The organism is Pseudoneobacillus rhizolycopersici (assembly GCF_054786815.1).
The window spans coordinates 1-19,855 of sequence record NZ_JBTOOE010000002.1; the positions used below are offsets into that span (position 1 = coordinate 1).

The 19,855-nt window shown below is 38.4% G+C and carries 19 protein-coding genes and 1 pseudogene; 17 read left to right on the forward strand and 3 right to left on the reverse strand.

Annotated elements, in window-relative coordinates; all coding sequences use genetic code 11:
* The 4 genes and pseudogenes from ACX9YW_RS02550 to ACX9YW_RS02565 all read left to right on the forward strand — a co-directional run.
* Positions 1–788 (forward strand): annotated as a pseudogene (locus ACX9YW_RS02550) (hypothetical protein); the annotation flags it as partial.
* Positions 745–1,740 (forward strand): phosphotransferase, encoded by a 996-nt coding sequence (locus tag ACX9YW_RS02555; protein WP_460341313.1) that lies wholly within the window; start codon positions 745–747, stop codon positions 1,738–1,740. The pseudogene ACX9YW_RS02550 and the gene ACX9YW_RS02555, both read left to right, overlap by 44 nt.
* A 103-nt stretch (positions 1,741–1,843) precedes the next feature.
* The gene (locus tag ACX9YW_RS02560; RefSeq protein ID WP_460341315.1) at positions 1,844–2,572 is read left to right on the forward strand and encodes a YhcN/YlaJ family sporulation lipoprotein; all 729 of its coding nucleotides are present in this window, start codon (positions 1,844–1,846) and stop codon (positions 2,570–2,572) included.
* Between the two features lie 114 nt (positions 2,573–2,686).
* Positions 2,687–3,205: a BofC C-terminal domain-containing protein gene (locus tag ACX9YW_RS02565; RefSeq protein ID WP_460341317.1), complete on the forward strand. Its 519-nt coding sequence runs from the start codon at positions 2,687–2,689 to the stop codon at positions 3,203–3,205.
* A 41-nt stretch (positions 3,206–3,246) separates the two neighbouring features.
* Here ACX9YW_RS02565 and ACX9YW_RS02570 read toward each other — a convergent pair whose 3' ends face one another.
* A complete protein-coding gene (locus ACX9YW_RS02570; RefSeq protein WP_460341319.1) occupies positions 3,247–3,753 on the reverse strand; it encodes an endonuclease in 507 nt (168 codons plus the stop codon).
* A 156-nt stretch (positions 3,754–3,909) separates the two neighbouring features.
* Here ACX9YW_RS02570 and ruvA point away from each other — a divergent pair, with 156 nt between their 5' ends.
* Genes ruvA through yajC form a run of 6 tightly spaced genes read left to right on the forward strand, consistent with a single transcriptional unit; the run spans position 3,910 to position 8,249 of the window.
* Positions 3,910–4,524: a Holliday junction branch migration protein RuvA gene (ruvA, locus tag ACX9YW_RS02575; protein ID WP_460341322.1), complete on the forward strand. Its 615-nt coding sequence runs from the start codon at positions 3,910–3,912 to the stop codon at positions 4,522–4,524.
* Positions 4,525–4,533: 9 nt separating this feature from the next.
* Positions 4,534–5,535: a Holliday junction branch migration DNA helicase RuvB gene (ruvB, locus tag ACX9YW_RS02580; RefSeq protein ID WP_460341325.1), complete on the forward strand. Its 1,002-nt coding sequence runs from the start codon at positions 4,534–4,536 to the stop codon at positions 5,533–5,535.
* A complete protein-coding gene (locus tag ACX9YW_RS02585) occupies positions 5,532–5,738 on the forward strand; it encodes a DUF2905 domain-containing protein (protein ID WP_460341328.1) in 207 nt (68 codons plus the stop codon). The genes ruvB and ACX9YW_RS02585 overlap by 4 nt, the downstream gene beginning before the upstream one ends.
* A gap of 21 nt (positions 5,739–5,759) precedes the next feature.
* The gene (queA, locus tag ACX9YW_RS02590) at positions 5,760–6,788 is read left to right on the forward strand and encodes a tRNA preQ1(34) S-adenosylmethionine ribosyltransferase-isomerase QueA (RefSeq protein ID WP_460342300.1); all 1,029 of its coding nucleotides are present in this window, start codon (positions 5,760–5,762) and stop codon (positions 6,786–6,788) included.
* Positions 6,789–6,818: 30 nt separating this feature from the next.
* Positions 6,819–7,958 carry a tRNA guanosine(34) transglycosylase Tgt gene (gene tgt / locus ACX9YW_RS02595; protein WP_460341331.1) on the forward strand — a complete coding sequence of 380 codons (1,140 nt, stop codon included), beginning with the start codon at positions 6,819–6,821 and terminating at the stop codon, positions 7,956–7,958.
* 27 nt (positions 7,959–7,985) lie between these two features.
* Positions 7,986–8,249, forward strand: a complete 264-nt coding sequence (yajC, locus tag ACX9YW_RS02600; RefSeq protein ID WP_460341334.1) for a preprotein translocase subunit YajC — start codon at positions 7,986–7,988, stop codon at positions 8,247–8,249.
* A gap of 39 nt (positions 8,250–8,288) precedes the next feature.
* Here yajC and ACX9YW_RS02605 read toward each other — a convergent pair whose 3' ends face one another.
* A complete protein-coding gene (locus ACX9YW_RS02605) occupies positions 8,289–8,696 on the reverse strand; it encodes a TIGR04086 family membrane protein (RefSeq protein WP_460341337.1) in 408 nt (135 codons plus the stop codon).
* Between the two features lie 106 nt (positions 8,697–8,802).
* Here ACX9YW_RS02605 and ACX9YW_RS02610 point away from each other — a divergent pair, with 106 nt between their 5' ends.
* A complete protein-coding gene (locus tag ACX9YW_RS02610) occupies positions 8,803–9,453 on the forward strand; it encodes a DUF421 domain-containing protein (RefSeq protein ID WP_460341340.1) in 651 nt (216 codons plus the stop codon).
* Positions 9,454–9,496: 43 nt separating this feature from the next.
* On the opposite strand, the gene spoVB is transcribed toward ACX9YW_RS02610, so the two are convergent.
* Positions 9,497–11,059, reverse strand: coding sequence for a stage V sporulation protein B (spoVB, locus tag ACX9YW_RS02615; protein WP_460341343.1), 1,563 nt, complete (start codon positions 11,057–11,059; stop codon positions 9,497–9,499).
* Between the two features lie 117 nt (positions 11,060–11,176).
* Here spoVB and ACX9YW_RS02620 point away from each other — a divergent pair, with 117 nt between their 5' ends.
* The 6 genes from ACX9YW_RS02620 (at position 11,177) to dtd (ending at position 19,842) form a co-directional block, all read left to right on the forward strand.
* On the forward strand, positions 11,177–11,473 hold the full coding sequence (locus ACX9YW_RS02620) for a post-transcriptional regulator (RefSeq protein WP_460341345.1): 297 nt from the start codon (positions 11,177–11,179) through the stop codon (positions 11,471–11,473).
* A 104-nt stretch (positions 11,474–11,577) separates the two neighbouring features.
* Positions 11,578–13,842, forward strand: coding sequence for a protein translocase subunit SecDF (secDF, locus tag ACX9YW_RS02625; protein WP_460341347.1), 2,265 nt, complete (start codon positions 11,578–11,580; stop codon positions 13,840–13,842).
* Between the two features lie 228 nt (positions 13,843–14,070).
* Positions 14,071–16,434 carry a single-stranded-DNA-specific exonuclease RecJ gene (gene recJ, locus ACX9YW_RS02630; RefSeq protein ID WP_460341350.1) on the forward strand — a complete coding sequence of 788 codons (2,364 nt, stop codon included), beginning with the start codon at positions 14,071–14,073 and terminating at the stop codon, positions 16,432–16,434.
* Complete coding sequence (locus ACX9YW_RS02635) at positions 16,425–16,937, forward strand: adenine phosphoribosyltransferase (protein WP_460341353.1); 513 nt, start codon at positions 16,425–16,427, stop codon at positions 16,935–16,937. Before recJ ends, ACX9YW_RS02635 begins: the two co-directional genes overlap by 10 nt.
* Before the next feature lie 250 nt (positions 16,938–17,187).
* Positions 17,188–19,383, forward strand: coding sequence for a RelA/SpoT family protein (locus tag ACX9YW_RS02640; protein WP_460341356.1), 2,196 nt, complete (start codon positions 17,188–17,190; stop codon positions 19,381–19,383).
* 15 nt (positions 19,384–19,398) lie between these two features.
* Positions 19,399–19,842, forward strand: coding sequence for a D-aminoacyl-tRNA deacylase (gene dtd, locus ACX9YW_RS02645; RefSeq protein WP_460341359.1), 444 nt, complete (start codon positions 19,399–19,401; stop codon positions 19,840–19,842).
* Positions 19,843–19,855 lie beyond the last annotated feature (13 nt).

Below are 19,855 nucleotides of genomic sequence, written 5' to 3' on the forward strand. Positions count from 1 at the left end.
TGCCAATGCAAGGTCAACCGTTTATGGGCGGTGGAATGCCAATGCAAGGTCAACCGTTTATGGGCGGTGGAATGCCAATGCAAGGTCAACCATTTATGGGCGGTCAAATGCCAATGCATGGCCAACCATTTGTAGGCGGTCAAATGCCAATGCAAGGTCAACCGTTTATGGGCGGTCAAATGCCAATGCATGGCCAACCATTTGTAGGCGGTCAAATGCCATATCAGGCTCAGCCATACGGGTACGGTCAAATGCCTATGCCACCTTTTGGGCGCCAAGATCAGAGCATGTCAAAAAGCGATGAAAGTGAATTTGGTACTACAGACCAAACTGGTATGCAACAACTGCAGCAAATGGGACAAATGCCATACCAAGCTCAACCTGGAGGAACAGCACCTTTCATACAACAAGGTCAGCATATGCCGTATCCAACAGGGACGCAATTTCAAGTCATGCCTCAAGGACCAGGGACAATGATGGAATCATCGGATATAGTGGGAATGCCATACCAAGGATCAGGAATGGGAATGCCATACCAAGCACCTGTTATGAGCCAACCGTTCCATGCTCCGCATATGGCTCCAGGAAATATGAATTATGATAGTGGTCATGGTGGACCGAAAATGCAGCCAAAACCACCAATCAACCCATTTGGACAGGGGACTCCGGGTATTTATTCACCGCCATTTAATCCTCAAATGGGGCAACCACCATTAATGAACCCTTATGGATATGGGTCAACGGTTGATTCCAACAGAGGATTTGACGAAAGTAGTGAATTTTATTAAGAGAAGACAAGGAGACGGTGAGCAAAATCGTCTCCTTGCCGCTTTGCAACTACAATTTCCGTATAGAATCAATCATATTTTTCCAATTCGCTCACATGTTTTTAAAATTGATACAACCAAAGGAAGCTATATATTAAAGGGGTATTCATCCTATAGTCGATTAAAACTGCAAGAAACATTTACATCCAGTTTATTGATGGAAGGTTTCACAAAAACCTATCAATTTATTCAGTTTAATCAGGAGCCGATTATTTATAACAATCAATATTTTGGTTGCTTACCTTATATTCAACCTCATCACCAGCCATTTACCTTTGAAAATGAAAAGGATCGAATACAGGGGATTGATCTTTTAGAGGAATATCATCATGTTACAACCCGATCGATCAATCGCTATCAAACGATTTTACCTGAATTTGATTTAATTAATAAATGGACAGAGCGATATCATCAGTTTTCTGAAAACATCCAAGCCGTTGCTACCTATGTACCAAAAGTAATGATTCACGAATGGTTAAGGTGGGCAGAGTGGTCATTAGCTGGAATGAAGGCTAATTATATCAAGGAACGAGATGTTATCCTCCATGGTGATGTGGCCCATCACAATTTTTTAAGAAAAATGGATGGAGATATTATATTAATCGATTTCGACCTTATTAGTATTGGCTCAAGGAATATTGATTTATTACAGTATGCCAACCGAATATTGCCTTTTGTTGATTGGGACCAATCCGCTCTGTTTAGATATCTTGGACTAAGGGCATTAATCGCTAATCCCTTTTATCTGTATGCTTTGGTGTATCCAACTGATTTATTTCGTGAATGGAATCGGCTACTAAAGGATACAAATGGTTTCAGTCAGCAAAAACTTCATTTATTAAAACATCAAAGCTTTAATAAGCTTCATTTGCGAAGGCAGTTTAATGAAAAGATAATCACCCAACTTACTTAGTAAAATTGGTCTCAACTAACAGTTATGAAACACTCTTTTCTCACAAAAGCTAATTTAGAGCATTCTTTTGAAATGCTCTAGCCTTGTGAAGGGGGTTTTTCATTTGAATAAACGCTACTTAGTTCTTCCAATTACAGCCGCATTGACATTTGGTTTAGCTGGCTGCGCTAACAATGATCAAGGTGCTAATCATACTGGAAATAGTAGGAATGCACAGCCGATGGGATATTACTCAAATGAAAACCATAAAGGCAATGCAAGAATAATGGATGACAATGATGGACCTGTTACGGAAATAATGGATCATACGGTAGGTTATGAAAGAAATCAAAATAACAATTTGTTAAGCGTTCGAAATGGGAATGGGACGAATACAGCACTTCCAACAAATGACAATAATCGCCAGAACGGGGTTTTTAGACGTACCGATGTTAACTATCATGGACATCTAGATCGTAATAATAGCCCTGCAAAAAGCTCTTATTACACTGCCTATGAAGGAAATATGGCTGAAAAAATTAGCCATGCTGCTGCAGATGTAGCCAATGTCAATGATGTACGTTCCGTAACGTTTGGCAATGATGTCGTAATCGCAGTTGATATAGCCGATAACGCCAATAAAAATCAAACGAAACAGGCGATTAGAAATGCTGTTCGTCCCTATGTCAAAGGTCGTGACATTACTGTTGTGACTGATAAAGGGATGTTCGGTCGGATTCGTCAAATCGATAATGATTTGCGTAATGGCGGGCCAAGAACTGATCTTGATACCGATATGAGGAACATCTTGAGTAATATACGTAACAATTTCACTAACAATAATAATCGTTAACCAAAACAAGGTCCTCTCATCAAAGGGGACCTTGTTTATTATTAAAAAGCATAAACCATGTAAATTTTGGCTAAGCTATAAATAGTAGTTTAACCAAAAAAGGGGTGAATCCTTATGTTCCGTTTTGTTAGAATTGGGATATTAATCTCTTTCTTATTAGTAAATTTTGTAGTAGCCATCCCTCAATTAGCAGAGGCGGCCGAATCTGAAAAAAAACCAATCCTAGTGGAAGTGATTTTACAGAGGACGTATTTAGATGGTGAAATTAGTGAAGAAAAAGTCATTGAAACGATTTGGTCGATGGAGAATTTCTGGGCAAAATATGAACAATGGGAACTCATTAATACTTATCATAATGGGCTAGTTTTCAGACGACAAATGGATGATATCTCTCCATTATTAAAAGCGAACGGTTATTTTGGCATAACCGAGGATGGGACTTTATCTATTTTTAACGGGAGACCACATCAAACCAATATCATTCAATCCTTTTTTCAACTCAATATTGAAAAATTGGAAAGTCGTAAGCATTTGGAACTGAAGAAAGGGATTCCAATCAAGACGAAGGACCGCTATGTCAATGTTTTGGAAACCTTCAAGCCCTACTATATGCCACTCAAAACTGAACAGTAACCAAAAAGCTGACTATCGATTTTCGACAGTCAGCTTTTTTATTACTTTTTAATACCGTTTACGATATACTTATCATCTTGAAGTTCAACATTGTAAACAACATTTTCGCTAGTTGTGATCGTTGCTTTATTTGCATCACCTTCAATTGTTACATCTTCTAGAGTAGTTTCAATTAGTGATGGGGAGAAGAATGGATCCGCCTTAACAATAACTTGTCCTTCAGCTGTTTGTTCCCCTGTTGCATAATAGGTAAAAATCTCATTTGCTACATCTTCGCTATAGTATTTTGAAAGGAAAGCAACAGCTGCAGCTTCATCCGGAAAACTTGCATTTAAGATTGGAGTAGTTCCATCTGCTGCAACATCGTGATGAAATAAATCATTTACTTTTCCCTCAGCAACACGAGCAGCATTATACATTTTCGATTTTATTTGTGGGGTTAATTCCGCTTTATTTTCCGTAGTTTGATTCTCCTCTTTGTCTGTAGAACAGCCAACAATAGCAAACATAAAAGTAAAAATAGCTAATAAAGATAATAGTTTTTTCATGTTGTAGTGCCTCCTAATTGTTATAAAAACCTAAATCATTATACAGAAAGTTCTAAAGAAAATGCAACATTTTTCTTATTGTACTGTTAAAAAGACAATGTGGTACAATAGAAATTTGAAGCACCCTTCAATAAAGAAAATAAGGGGAGAATGACTGTGCTTGATTTTATCCATGGTAAAATAAACTTTGTCAGTCCGGAGTATGTTGTCATTGAAAATTCCGGGATTGGCTATCAAATTAATACCCCCAATCCATTCATTTATTCTGATAAGATTGGCAAGGAATCTCTTATTTATACATACCAGTATGTTCGTGAAGATATCATTGCCCTCTACGGGTTTACGAGTAGGGAAGAAAAGTTGTTATTTACTAGCTTATTAAACGTTTCCGGAATTGGGCCAAAAGGGGCGTTAGCCATCCTAGCATCAGGTGAACCACACCAAGTTGTTCAGGCGATTGAAAACGAAGATGAGCAATTCCTAGTTAAATTCCCTGGGGTAGGGAAAAAGACAGCACGTCAGATGATTCTAGATTTAAAAGGGAAACTCCATAAGGTTGTTCCAGATCTATTTCCGAATTTATTTTCACAGGGACATTTCGAAATGGAAAACGATCGTGGTACTCCATACGAGTTAGAGGAGGCAATTTTGGCATTAAAAGCATTAGGATATGCGGAAAAGGAAATTAAAAAAATAGCCCCGGAATTAAAAAAGCAACAGCTTTCGACCGATCAATATATACGCTTAGCCTTACAAAAGCTATTAAAATAGGGTGATGTTATGGATGAACGAATTATTTCAACAGAAGCTGACCTGCAAGAAATATCTTTCGAGCAAAGCCTCAGGCCACAAAATTTACAACAATATATTGGGCAAACTAAGGTTAAGGAAAATCTAAAAGTATTTATCGAGGCAGCAAAGCTTCGCCAGGAAACATTGGATCATGTTCTACTATATGGCCCACCTGGTCTTGGTAAAACAACACTAGCCGCCATCATTGCCAATGAAATGGGGGTCAATATTCGGACTACAGCTGGACCCGCGATAGAGCGTCCGGGTGATTTGGCCGCGATACTGACATCTCTAGAGCCTGGGGATGTACTGTTTATTGATGAGATTCATCGCCTGCCTCGAACGATTGAAGAAGTACTATATCCAGCGATGGAGGACTTTTGTATTGATATCGTAATCGGAAAAGGACCAACCGCACGTTCGGTACGGCTGGATTTACCGCCGTTCACACTTGTAGGTGCCACGACTAGGGCCGGTTCGCTTTCAGCTCCTTTGCGCGATCGTTTCGGTGTTTTGGCAAGACTTGAATACTATAATGAAGAGCAATTGACTGATATTGTGGTTCGAACGGCCGATATATTAGAAACAAAGATTGACGGGCGGGCGGCTGTAGAAATAGCCCGTAGATCGCGGGGAACTCCTAGGATTGCCAATCGATTGCTACGCCGTGTTCGCGATTTTGCCCAAGTGCGAGGAAATGGCGATATTGATTGGGACCTATCTGCAATGGCATTAGAATTACTACAGGTTGACCGTTTAGGATTGGATCATATTGACCATAAATTGCTTAAAGGGATTATTGAAAAATTCCGCGGTGGTCCGGTTGGATTAGAAACGATAGCCGCTTCCATTGGGGAGGAATCCCAAACAATTGAAGATGTATACGAGCCTTATTTACTCCAAATTGGTTATCTGCAACGTACGCCACGGGGCCGGGTCGTTACAGCTGCTGTTTATCAACATTTTCAAATGGAGGTTCCATCGGAATGACCGGTATGGCAAAATTAGTAATGGTCGTAGGTGCGATCATTTTTATCGTCGGTTTTTTGCTACAGTTTATTAATATTGGGAAGCTTCCAGGTGATATCGTCATTAAAAGGGGCAATACGACTTTTTATTTTCCAATCGTTACCTCTATATTAATTAGTGTAATTTTGTCCGCGATTTTTTATTTTCTCGGAAAATTCCGTTAAACTTATTCAGAAGGTGAAATGATGAAAGTAGATTTATTTGATTTTGAGTTACCTGAAGAATTGATTGCTCAAGTGCCATTAGAAAATCGGACTGCGAGTAGATTGATGGTTTTACATAAAGAAACAGGTGAATTGGAGCATACAACTTTCGCTAATATTAAGCAATTCCTTAAAAAAGGCGATTGCCTTGTTCTAAATGACACAAGAGTGCTCCCGGCTAGACTATATGGAATAAAGGAAGAGACAGGGGCAAAGGTTGAAGTTTTATTATTAAAACAAATTGCTGGTGACCGGTGGGAAACACTTGTCAAACCGGCTAAACGGGTGAAAGAAGGTACCGTTTTAACGTTTGGCGATGGGGTTTTAACCGCTACTTGTGTAGGTTCTTCCGAGCATGGTGGGAGAGCGTTAGAATTTCATTACGAAGGAATTTTTTATGAGGTTCTCGAATCACTTGGCGAAATGCCGCTCCCACCCTATATTAAGGAACAGTTGGATGACCAAGAACGATACCAAACGGTTTATGCGCGCGAACGTGGGTCTGCTGCAGCTCCGACTGCTGGGCTACATTTTACCGAAAACCTTTTAACCGAAATTCGGGATTTAGGGGTGCATATTGCTTTCATTACTTTACATGTAGGGTTGGGGACCTTCCGCCCGGTCAGTGTTGACGATATTAATGAGCATGAAATGCATTCCGAATTTTATCAAATGTCCGCTGAAACAGCGAGGTTATTAAATGAAGTTCGGTCCCAGGGTGGACGCATCATTTCTGTGGGGACAACTTCTACTCGTACATTGGAAACCATCGCAAGAGACCATGATGGAGAATTCAAAGAAGCAAGTGGATGGACCGATATTTTCATCTATCCTGGCCATGAGTGGAAGGCGATTAACGGGATGATTACCAATTTTCATTTGCCTAAATCAACTTTGATTATGCTTGTAAGCGCACTAGCCGGAAGAGAGAACGTATTGCATGCCTACGAAACGGCTGTAAAGGAAGGCTACCGCTTCTTTAGTTTTGGCGATGCCATGCTAATTGTTTAAGCTTTAGCCAATAGAAAGGAGAATTTATTTTTGGCAGCTATTACATACGAACTAATTAAAACATGTAAACAAACAGGTGCCCGTCTTGGGCGAGTTCATACCCCACATGGATCATTTGATACACCCGCGTTTATGCCGGTCGGCACACTCGCAACCGTCAAGACGATGTCGCCGGAGGAATTAAAGGAGATGGGTGCTGGAATCATTTTGAGTAACACCTATCATCTGTGGTTAAGACCGGGTCATGAAATCATTCGCGAAGCCGGCGGGCTTCATAAATTTATGAATTGGGATCGCGCTATTTTAACTGATTCCGGTGGATTCCAAGTATTTAGTTTAAGTGAATTCCGAAAAATTGAAGAAGAAGGGGTTCATTTCCGAAATCATTTGAATGGTGACAAATTATTTTTATCACCGGAAAAGGCAATGGAAATTCAAAATGCTTTAGGTTCCGACATTATGATGGCCTTTGATGAATGCCCGCCATATCCTGCTAGTTTTGAGTATATGAAGAATTCGGTGGAGCGGACTTCTAGATGGGCAGAGCGATGTTTAAATGCCCATCAACGACCTCATGATCAAGGATTATTTGGAATTGTTCAAGGTGGAGAATATGAGGAACTACGGAAATTAAGTGCCAAAGACCTCACTTCATTAGATTTCCCTGGTTATGCCGTTGGTGGTTTGTCGGTTGGCGAACCAAAGGATGTCATGAACAGAGTTCTTGAATTTACAACACCTCTATTACCAACGAATAAGCCGCGTTATCTAATGGGCGTTGGTTCACCTGATTCCTTGATTGATGGGGCGATTCGTGGGATTGATATGTTTGATTGCGTTTTACCTAGCCGAATAGCTCGTAATGGTACGTTGATGACTAGCCAAGGTCGCTTAGTTGTAAAAAATGCTAAATATGCGAATGATTTTGGACCAATTGATGAAAAATGTGACTGTTATACTTGCCGGAATTATTCTCGTGCCTATATCCGTCATTTAATTCGTTGTGACGAAACTTTCGGAATTCGACTTACGACTTATCATAACTTATATTTTCTGTTAAAATTAATGGAACAAGTCAGACAAGCGATTCAAGAGGATCGATTAGCTGACTTTAAAGAAGAATTTTTTGAGCAATACGGCTTTAATTTACCGAATGCGAAAAACTTCTAATTATACATTTGAAAGGAGGGAATATAAATGGAAGGTTTATTAGGGACTGTTGGACCATTAATATTAATGTTTGCGTTATTTTACTTTTTATTAATTCGTCCACAACAAAAGCGTCAAAAGGCCGTTCAACAAATGCAAACAGACTTGAAAAAAGGTGACCGCGTGGTGACAATTGGTGGTTTACATGGATTTGTTGATTCCATTGACGAAACTACAGTAGTTATCAAGTGTGGAGATGGAAGTCGTCTTACATACGATCGTTCTGCAATTAGAGAGGTTCATGCAGGATAATAAAAAAAGGAAGCAGCTTATGCTTCCTTTTTTTATATTCTAATTTTTTGAGGTAGTCATATTAACCCCTAAAATACCACCCATCATGGCTACTAACATATAGCAAGTATGGTAAATTACTTGTTCCATGTTAAATAAATTATCATGTCCTAAATATTGAAATAGGAAAATGACTATAGAGTACAGTAAGCCCGTTCCTCCACCTAAAAGCCAGCCTTTGGCTTTTCCTTTTCCTCCGGAGATAAAGCCTCCTATGAATAACGAAATAAATGAGACAGCCGTGATGGCAAATTGCAATGAAGCCTCATTTGTTGAAGTAAACCGCAAAAATAATGAAAAAATGAGACTACTAATTATAGCCACTAAAAAAATACTTAAAAGCCCATACAAAATGGAAAAACCCATATTTTTTGATTCGATGGTTATTCTCCCCCTTCTTTTTTCCATAAAAGCTTGTTCCTTAGTACGAGCATATGCAGTGACTTGTAAAAGTAGAATAAAAAATATTTTCTTACGGACAATATGGAGGAAGGCTATCGAAGGGAGAAATCGTATGGGAGATTTTATGATTATCCTATTTCGTACCATTATTCTATATGGGCTGCTCTTAATCATTTTTAGGTTGATGGGAAAAAGAGAAATAGGTGAATTAAGTATTTTAGATTTAGTGGTATTTATTATGATTGGTGAATTAGCTGTGGTTGCCATTGATGAACCAAAATTTCCTTTATCACATGCCATTTTTCCAATGATTCTATTGATGGCCATCCAAATTACATTTGCGTTTATCTCATTAAAAAGTAAGAAATTTCGTGACTTGATCGAGGGAAAACCGATTATTATTATTAATCGAGGGAAAATCGATGAACATGAGATGAAACGCCAACGCTATAATTTTGATGATTTGTTAATGCAATTACGAGAAAAGGATATTCGCAATATTGCCGATGTAGAATTTGCGATTCTTGAACCGTCTGGAAAACTGTCGGTTTTTGAAAAGGAAAATAAAAAGCCAGGTGATATCACGATACCATTAGTCCTCGATGGATCCGTTCAAGAAGTCAATTTAGCTCGGATAAACAAAACTAATTTATGGCTAAGACAGGAACTTAAGAAAAGAGGCTATACGAATTTTAAATTAATATCATTTTGCAGCTATGCCAACGGAGAATTTTATATTGATGAAAAAGATGAAAAAAAATAAACACGTCCTGCTTCTTACTTGGCATGACGTGTTTTTAAATAGGCTATTTAAATGCAAACTTAGCAAGTGTTGATCCAATCAACGGGATCCGTTGTAGTTCATCTCGACTGACCAGTCCTAAAATAATTAGTAAAGAAATGTAGGTCACGCTAATAACACCAGTAGTTGTTAGTACGGCTAAAAGTTTTGTGTAGGATGTTGGTAAATGGTTATAGAGCCAATAACCCATCCAACCCGATGCACCCATGACCAATAGCGTTTTTAAATAATCTCTTATATAAAAGGTGAAAGCAATTTTTTTTAACACTGTTGCGAAATGAAGCATTGTGACTAAAACAAATCCGGCAATAATACCTAATGCTGCCCCTTTTATCCCAAAGTCAGGCTGTGAAGCAAGGGCAAATATGACACCGATTTTTACAATATTGCCAATCAAACTATTAATCATCGCCGCTCTTGCTAAATTTAAAGCCTGCAAGGAGGCTTGCAATGGTCCTTGATAATAATAAAATAAAAAAAAGGGTGCCATTAAACGAATAAAATAGGAACCATCCGAGGAGCCATACATTAATTCCATTAAAGGGTCTGCTAAAATATACAAAATAACCACAGCTAGCCCTCCTGTTGCAAAAGCGAAACGAAGTGCTTGCTGCAGGCGGTATTCAATCAACCTAGCATCGTTTTTGGAATTTGCCTCACTAATTGCTGGTACTAAGGAAGTTGCCAGCGAATAGGTGACGAAAGAAGGTAGCAGCAATAATGGCATAGCGTAGCCAGTTAGCGCCCCGTATTGTTTTGTGGCGATATTGGCGGCTACACCTGCAATCGCTAAGCTATTGGCAACGACAATGGGTTCAAAGAACCAAGCGATAGAGCCAATCATTCGGCTACCTAATGTTGGTAAACCAACCTCCATTAATTGGCTGAATGTGTTTTTACCCGAGCTGATTTGTTTAAAAAAATGGTTCCGCAATTTAAAACGTTTTTTCAACTTAAAAGTCGTTATTAAATAGATTAACGAGATTAGTTCACCCGCTAATGAAGCGACCATTGCTGCGGCGGCGGCGTACTCAATTCCATAAGGTAAAAACGCCTTCGTCATGATAGCAATTAAAAATATTCGCACAACCTGTTCCAAAACTTGGGAAATGGCGGCTGGTTTCATATTTTGTCTACCTTGGAAGTAGCCTCTCAAAACCGAAGAAACGGCAACAACCGGTACGATAGGGGCCATGGCGACCAATGGATAGTAAATCCTGTTATCGGTAAATAAATTTTCAGATAAAATCGGCGCCAATAGAATAAGGGCAGGGGTGAAAATGAGCGATAAGCCCAAAGTTGTTGATAATGATACGACAAGTATTTTTTTGATTTTTTTGAGATCCCTTTGTGCTTCGGCCTCCGCGATATTTTTCGAAATGGCGACCGGTAGTCCTAGCTGGATAATTGTGACGACAAGGATTAAGGTGGGGTAAGCCATCATATATAAGCCAACGCCCTCCACACCAATATACCTAGCAATGACAATCCGATTGATAAACCCTAAAATTCTTGTCACTAGTCCGGCTAATAATAAAATGAGTGTTCCTTTTAAAAACTTTGACATCCGACTCACTGCCTTCTCAAAATAGGTGTTATCGTTTACAATTAACTATATGCAAGAAGGTGGACAAAGCATGACAAGTCTTTTTGAGAGAAGTCTTAAGTAGGAAGAGGGATTCTAATGAATGTGAACCATCCGTACGAACAATTTCGAATAACGGTAGAGCCTGCTTTACGCAGCAAATCGGAGGAATTAAGACTTTTGGGTTATGGAACCTACCAACAATCACAAATATGGGAATATTTCGTATTAAAGAAATGGAGGAAACCAAAGACAGAAATACATCTCTATGAAGTTGTTGATGATATTTTAACGCTTAAGCCTGGGGATTTTATGAGCTTTCAAACCATTGAGGCTTTAAAGTTTTCTCAGAATTCATTACCTTCAGCGGAAGATTGGAAGGAATTACTAAAATAATTTTTTGAATTTATAAAAATAGTGAAATTGACACATGATTCATTCTATTTCATAATAATACTATTGTTGTCGAAGTTTGTTTATACATAGGAGGCAAGTACGAAATGGTCAAACGAAGTAGAATCGTTGCGTTTCTTCTCATCATTATCTTAGTTTTTAGCGGGATGGGACTCACAACGAAAGGCATCTTAAGTAATATTAAACTTGGCTTGGACTTGCAGGGGGGATTTGAAGTATTGTACAAGGTAACCCCTGTTAATAAAGGCGAAAAAGTGAATGAGGCTATGTTAGCAAGTACCGCAAAAGCGCTTGATCGTCGGATTAACGTTCTGGGTGTGAGTGAGCCAAACATTCAAATCGAAGGGAAAGACCGAATTCGTGTTCAGCTTGCGGGAGTAAAGGATCAAAATAAAGCACGTGAGATTCTTTCGACGGAAGCAAATTTATCTTTCCGAGATTACAAAGATGAGAAAATGATGGATGGCAGTGATTTAGCCGAAGGTGGAGCGAAGCAAACTTTTGATGAAAATAATAAACCAAGTGTTTCATTAAAATTAAAGTCTGCTGAAAAATTCCGCCAAGTTACCGAAAAAATTGTTTCAATGGCGCCAAATAATCAATTAGTTATTTGGATGGATTTTGAGGAAGGTAAGGATTCCTTCCAAAAGGATTATGGAAAACCTGATTCCAATATTATTTCTGCTCCATCCGTAAGCCAAGTTTTTAATCAAGATACGGTTTCGATTGTAGGGAATTTTACGATTGAAGAGGCTTCAACTTTAGCTTCATTACTAAATGCTGGCGCATTACCTGTAAAATTGGATGAGGTTTATTCTACATCTGTCGGTGCTAAATTTGGTGAACAAGCAATGCAGACAACCGTTCTTGCAGGTATTCTTGGTGTCTTAGCCATTTTTATATTTATGATACTCTATTATCGTTTCCCAGGATTTATTGCAACGATTACGTTAACAATCTTTATTTTTATGACGGTATTAATATTTGATTGGATGAATGTGGTTTTAACACTTCCAGGTATCGCCGCATTAATTTTAGGTGTGGGGATGGCGGTTGACGCCAATATCATCACCTATGAACGGATTAGGGAAGAAATAAAAATTGGTAGGTCCATTAAATCTGCCTACCATGCTGGTAATGAAAGCTCATTAGCAACCATCACCGATGCAAACCTAACGACATTATTGGCAGGAGCAGTTTTGTTCTTCTATGGGACAAGCTCTGTTAAAGGATTTGCAACAAGTTTAATTATCGGAATTTTAGTCAGCTTCTTTACGAACGTTTACTTGTCAAGATGGTTATTAAAGCTTTGGGTAGATAGCGGTGTTTTTAGTAAAAAGCCAGAATGGTTTGGTGTAAAAAAGCGAGATATTAAAGACATTGCTGAGGGCTTGGATGCGCTCGATTTACCGACAAGATTTGACCGTTTTGATTTTGTGAAAAATCGAAAGAAATACTTTATTTTTTCAGGTACCTTATTTTTAATTGGTTTAATCTTACTTCTAGTATTCCGTTTAAATCTAGGAATTGATTTTACAAGTGGAACTCGTGTTGAAATTTTAGCAAAAGAAGCACTAACAGCTGAACAAGTTAAAGCAGATTTTAAAAAGCTTAACCTAGAGACGGATGATATTGTCATTTCTGGTGAAGGTAAAAATATCGGAGTAGCTCGTTTTGTGGGAGCTTTCAGTAAAGATGAAATTTCTGAATTAAAGTCTCAATTTCACAAGAAATATGGGGCAGAGCCAAATGTAAGCAGTGTTTCGCCTACCGTTGGAAAAGAGTTAGCGAAAAATGCTCTGGTTGCTCTTTTAATTTCGTCTGTTGGAATTGTCTTATATGTGACAATCCGATTTGAAATGGCAATGGCCGTTTCGGCACTTGTTGCACTTCTTTATGCGGCATTCTTTATCTTCCCAATTTTTAGCTTAACACGTATTGAAGTTGATTTAAATTTCATCGCCGCACTCTTAACGATTGTCGGATATGCCATTAACGATACGATTGTTACCTTTGACCGTATGCGTGAAAATTTGCAAAAGAAAAGGAAAATAAAAACAGAAGAGGATATTGCATATATTGTTAATTCAAGTCTCCGCCAGACGCTTACCCGTTCTGTTAATACAGTGTTAATGGTGACATTGACCGTCATTTCCTTATTAATTTTTGGTAGTGAGTCAATCCGTGGTTTTAGTATTGCTTTATTAGTCGGTCTTGTTGTTGGGGTTTACTCATCCATTTTCATTGCTGCTCAGCTTTGGGTTGAGCTGAAAAATAGAGAACTAAAGAAAAAAGGTGTCCTTATTACTTATAAGGAAAAGAAGGTATATTCAGACGAACCACAAGTATAATCTATTGGCTAGTACTTTTTAGTACTAGCCTTTTTCATGTCATCTATTTTTTCTGGGAAAGCTAATACCCTACAACGATATCGGATAACAATCTACATAAACACTTTAGTACTTTAAAGCAAGTGGGGACAGTCCCCACTTGCTTTAAAGTGCTAAAGTGTTTTGTATTTTTTCATTGAAACAGTTGCTTGTGTTCTGTATAATTAGTAAGTCTGAAGGGGTGAACGTATGTTAAAGTCGAAGATGAGATGGAAGGTTCATCAGCCTGATCAAATAATGGTTGAGACCTTGAAAAAGGAATTAAACATTACACCTCTTGTTGCTAGTTTACTTGTCAACCGCGGAATTGTTAGCGTGGAAGAAGCGCGGTATTTTTTATTTGGAGCAGAACAATTCCATGATCCCTATTTATTGAAGGGAATGGACATTGCGGTGGAGAGAATAAAAGAGGCGATTAATAAGCATGAACCCATTTTAATTTATGGGGATTATGATGCCGATGGTGTTAGCAGTACAACAGTAATGATGAAAACCCTAATGGATTTAGGGGCAAAAGTTGACTTTTACATCCCAAACCGGTTTACAGAAGGATATGGACCGAACGAAATAGCCTTCCGTCAGGCTCATGAAAAAGGAATTAAACTGATTATCACCGTTGATACAGGAATATCAGCTTTAAAGGAAGCAGAGCTGGCAAAAGAACTTGGTGTTGATCTGATTATTACGGACCATCACGAACCAGGTCCACAACTTCCAGACTGTTTAGCGATTATTCATCCCAAACTTGAGGATAGCGGATATCCTTTTAAAGAATTGGCTGGAGTCGGCGTTGCTTTTAAATTAGCCCATGCTTTATATGGACAAGTTCCTGAACATTTATTAGAAATTGCTGTGATTGGTACAATTGCCGATTTAGTCCCACTAAAAGATGAGAATCGTGCAATTGCGAAAGCAGGTATTAAAAGACTAAGTAACACAAACAATATTGGACTAAAAGCCTTATTTAAAATTTGTAGTATCGATACGAACTCGTTAACCGAAGAAACAATCGGTTTTTCAATTGGACCAAGAATAAATGCGGCCGGTAGACTTGGGGATGCTGACCCTGCTGTGGAACTATTACTTACCAATGACCCAGTTAGAGCCAATCAATTAGCAGAAGAAATTGACAATTTAAACCGAAAGCGTCAGACAATCGTCAATGAAATTACCGAAGAGGCAATTGGAATGGTTGAGAAATCATTTTCACCAGATCAAAAAGTAATTGTCATTGGCAAAGAAAATTGGAATCCCGGCGTTGTTGGAATTGTAGCTTCAAGATTGGTTGACAAATATTATAGGCCCACTATTATTCTCAACTATGATCAGGAAAAAGGCTTGTCCAAAGGCTCAGCACGGAGTATTGAAGGTTTTGACCTTTTTCAAAATTTATCATTATGCCGTGATATTCTCCCTCATTTTGGCGGACATACAGCCGCTGCAGGGATGACCTTAAAAATTGATGATGTAGATGAATTAAGAAATCGGTTAAACCAATTGGCTGAAAATATACTTACGGAAAAAATGTTGGTGCCTGTCACCCAACTAGATGGTGAGTTTGAACTGGCGGATCTACAATTAGATTCCGTAAAGGAAATGTTAATGCTCTCGCCATATGGGATGGATAATCCCAAGCCGAAGGTGCTGTTAAGAGAAGCGGATATTATGAATCTCCGTAAAATTGGCAGCTCGCAAAATCATTTAAAATTAACTATTGGAAAAAATGGCTATACATTAGATAGTATTGGCTTCGGGTTTGGAGAATTAGCTGATGAAATTTCACCATCTTCTAAAGTTTCCGTTATTGGTGAACTTTCCATTAATGAATGGAATAATATTCAAAAGCCCCAATTGTTCCTTCAGGACATAGCGGTGACTCACTGGCAATTATTTGATTGGCGTGGCATGAATCGAGCAGGTCTTCTGTTTAAAAATCTAGCACTCACAAATACTAAGTTTGTCATTTTTAATCAAGAGTATGCCAAAGTTTTTCTAAATTGGCTGCCGCAAGAAGGTTTGTCCCATATAACAAATGTCTTTGAAGCCAAATCATTAGATTTGCATGAAAAAAATGTGGTCATTCTTGATTTTCCACCGACAAAGGAAATCATCACTCAACTGTTGGCAGGAAAAAAACCGGCAAGACTTTATCCATATTTTTATAAACAAGACAGTACGTTCTTTAATACGATGCCAACACGTGAACATTTTAAATGGTATTATGCATTTCTTGCCAAAAAGGGCCCGTTTGACATGAAACGTTTCGGAGACGATCTCGCTAAGTATCGCGGTTGGTCAAAAGAAACGATTGAATTTATGTCACAGGTGTTTTTTGAATTAAATTTTGCTACAATAAACAATGGATTTATTTCTTTGGAAAAAAATGCACCAAAACGTGATCTAACAGATTCAATAACTTATCAACAAAGGCAAGCACAATTTACTCTTGAAAACGAGCTGCTTTATTCTTCTTACCAGCAATTGAAGGATTGGTTTGACAACATTTTTCAAGAGTCTGTGAAAAATAGGGAGGAACAAGAAGAATGGATTTAAAACAATATATTACAATTGTGGAAGACTGGCCAAAACCGGGAATAAAGTTTAAGGATATTACGACGTTAATGGACAATGGCGATGCCTATAAGTATGCAACAGATCAAATTGTCGAGTATGCGAAGGAAAAGAAAATTGACCTCGTTGTAGGACCGGAAGCACGCGGCTTTATCATTGGTTGCCCAGTTGCTTACTCCTTGGGTGTTGGTTTTGCACCTGTCAGAAAAGAAGGAAAATTACCTCGTGAGACGATTAAAGTTCAATATGGTCTAGAATACGGTAAGGATGTTTTAACAATACACAAGGATGCGATTAAACCAGGCCAACGTGTTTTGATCACCGATGATTTACTAGCTACTGGTGGTACAATCGGTGCCACTATTCAATTGGTTGAAGAACTAGGTGGCGTTGTAGCTGGTATTGCTTTCTTAATCGAATTATCTTACCTGGATGGACGTAAAAATCTTGAAGGATACGATATCTTAACATTAATGAAATATTAATTAATAAGGCCGATTTCTTATTTAAAAAAAGAGTACTTCCGAAGAAGTGCTCTCTTTTTATATTTTTATCCAATATTTTTCGACAAAAACCGAAAAAATTTAATGCTTTCCCTTTACTTTCATTGATTTTTTTTTGATAATAGATACAATCATTTATTATTCATCATTTAAATGAGTATTTTTTGGAAAAATGAACAATAGATTAATCGCTTGCATTTACTATAAAATAATTCGAGTTAAAGGTGATTTTATGGCTAACGATAACGTGTTGACCGCGGAACAAGTTATCGACTTAACAAAAAAATATTTGAACGATGAAAATGTTGAAATAGTTCGAAAGGCCTATGATTTTGCTCAACATGCACATCGTGAACAATTTCGAAAATCAGGGGAGCCTTATATTATCCATCCGATTCAAGTTGCTGGAATACTAGCGGACCTTGAAATGGACCCAGCTACAGTAGCTGCTGGTTTTCTCCATGACGTTGTCGAGGATACCCATGTCTCCCTTAAGGACATAAAGGAAGCCTTTAATGACGAAGTGGCAATGTTAGTCGATGGTGTAACAAAATTAGGAAAAATTAAATATAAATCTCATGAGGAACAACAAGCCGAAAATCATCGGAAAATGTTTGTTGCCATGGCTCAGGATATTCGTGTCATTTTGATAAAGCTTGCTGACAGACTCCACAATATGCGGACCTTAAAGCATTTACCTACTGAAAAACAGCGGCGCATTGCTAACGAAACGTTAGAAATATTTGCACCGCTAGCACATCGCCTCGGAATCTCAAAAATTAAATGGGAATTAGAGGATACAGCCTTACGGTATTTAAATCCACAGCAGTATTATCGAATTGTCAATTTAATGAAGAAAAAACGAGCAGAACGTGAAGAGTACTTAAACGATGTCATTGATGAAGTTCGTCTTCGTTTACAGGAAGTAAACATTAAGGCCGATATATCCGGAAGACCGAAGCATATATATAGTATTTATCGAAAAATGGTTTTGCAAAACAAACAGTTCAGTGAAATTTATGATCTATTAGCTGTTCGAATTGTCGTAAATAGTATTAAAGATTGCTATGCCATTCTTGGTATTATTCATACCTGCTGGAAACCGATGCCAGGAAGATTTAAGGATTATATTGCCATGCCTAAGCCCAATATGTATCAATCGCTCCACACAACGGTGATTGGTCCAAAGGGCGACCCGTTAGAGGTGCAAATTCGTACCTTTGATATGCACCGGATAGCTGAATTTGGGGTAGCAGCACACTGGGCATATAAAGAAGGTAAGGGCATTGATGAAGCCTCATCATTTGAGGAAAAATTAAGCTGGTTCCGTGAAATCCTTGAATTCCAAAATGACACCGCTAATGCGGAAGAATTTATGGAGTCGCTAAAAATAGACCTATTTTCTGATATGGTATTTGTGTTTACCCCAAAAGGCGATGTCATTGAACTTCCAAATGGCTCTGTCCCAATTGACTTTTCCTATCGGATTCACTCGGAAATTGGCAACAAAACGATTGGTGCTAAGGTTAATGGTAAAATGGTCACCCTGGATTACAAATTGAAAACGGGGGACATTGTTGAAATTTTAACATCCAAGCATTCTTATGGTCCAAGCCAAGATTGGTTAAAGCTAGCGCAAACCTCCCAAGCGAAAAATAAAATCCGCGCCTTCTTTAAAAAGCAACGTAAGGATGAAAATGTTGACAAAGGGAAAGAACTTGTTGAAAAAGAAATCAAGGCTATGGGCTTCGAGCTTAAAGAAATTCTTGCGGCCGATAATATTAAACGTGTAGCTGAAAAGTTTAACTTTGCCAATGAAGAAGATATGTATGCGGCTATTGGCTATAATGGAATTACCGCATTGCAAGTTGCAAATCGTCTGACTGAAAAGCATCGAAAGAAACGTGACCAAGAGCAAATTGCCACCATTTCCGATGCTGTTTCAGAGCTAAAGAGTTTTCCTAATACGAAAAAGCGCGAATCAGGTGTCCGGGTTTCTGGAATTGATAATTTATTAATTAGATTGTCTCGTTGTTGTAATCCTGTCCCTGGTGATGAGATTGCCGGCTTTATTACAAAGGGAAGAGGCGTTTCCGTTCACCGCGCCGATTGTCCCAATATTGAAACAGAAGAAGCCCAATCACGTCTTATTCCAGTTGAGTGGGACTCTACACTTAATGAACGCAAGGAATATAATGTGGATATTGAAATCAGTGGATACGACCGACGAGGTTTGCTAAATGAAGTTTTACAGGCAGTAAATGAAACGAAAACAAATATATCTGCCGTTTCTGGGCGTTCTGATCGTAATAAAATGGCGACGATTATCATGTCGATTGCGATTCATAACGTCAGCCACCTTCAAAAGGTTGTCGAACGTATTAAACAAATTCCTGATATATATGCCGTAAGACGTATAATGAATTAACCAGGGGAGTAAGCGATGCGAGTTGTTGTACAAAGGAGCAAAAATGCTAGTGTCACTGTAAACGGTGAGATTACCGGACAAATCACAAAGGGCCTCGTTGTCTTGGTCGGTGTAACTCATGATGATACACCCGAAGATGCTGAATTTTTAGCTGATAAAGTCGTAAATTTACGAATTTTTGAAGATGAAAATGAAAAAATGAATCATTCGCTACTTGATGTTGGTGGTGAAATTTTGTCCGTTTCCCAATTCACTCTTTACGGCGATTGTCGTAAAGGAAGACGGCCAAATTTCATGGAGGCTGCGAGACCTGAACACGCCAATGCCATATATGAGTTATTTAATTACGCTATTCGTCAAAAGGGCATTACCGTTGAGACCGGAGTATTCGGGGCTATGATGGATGTTTCACTCATTAATGACGGCCCTGTTACCTTAATTATCGAAAGTAAGAAATAAAGCTGACCCATTG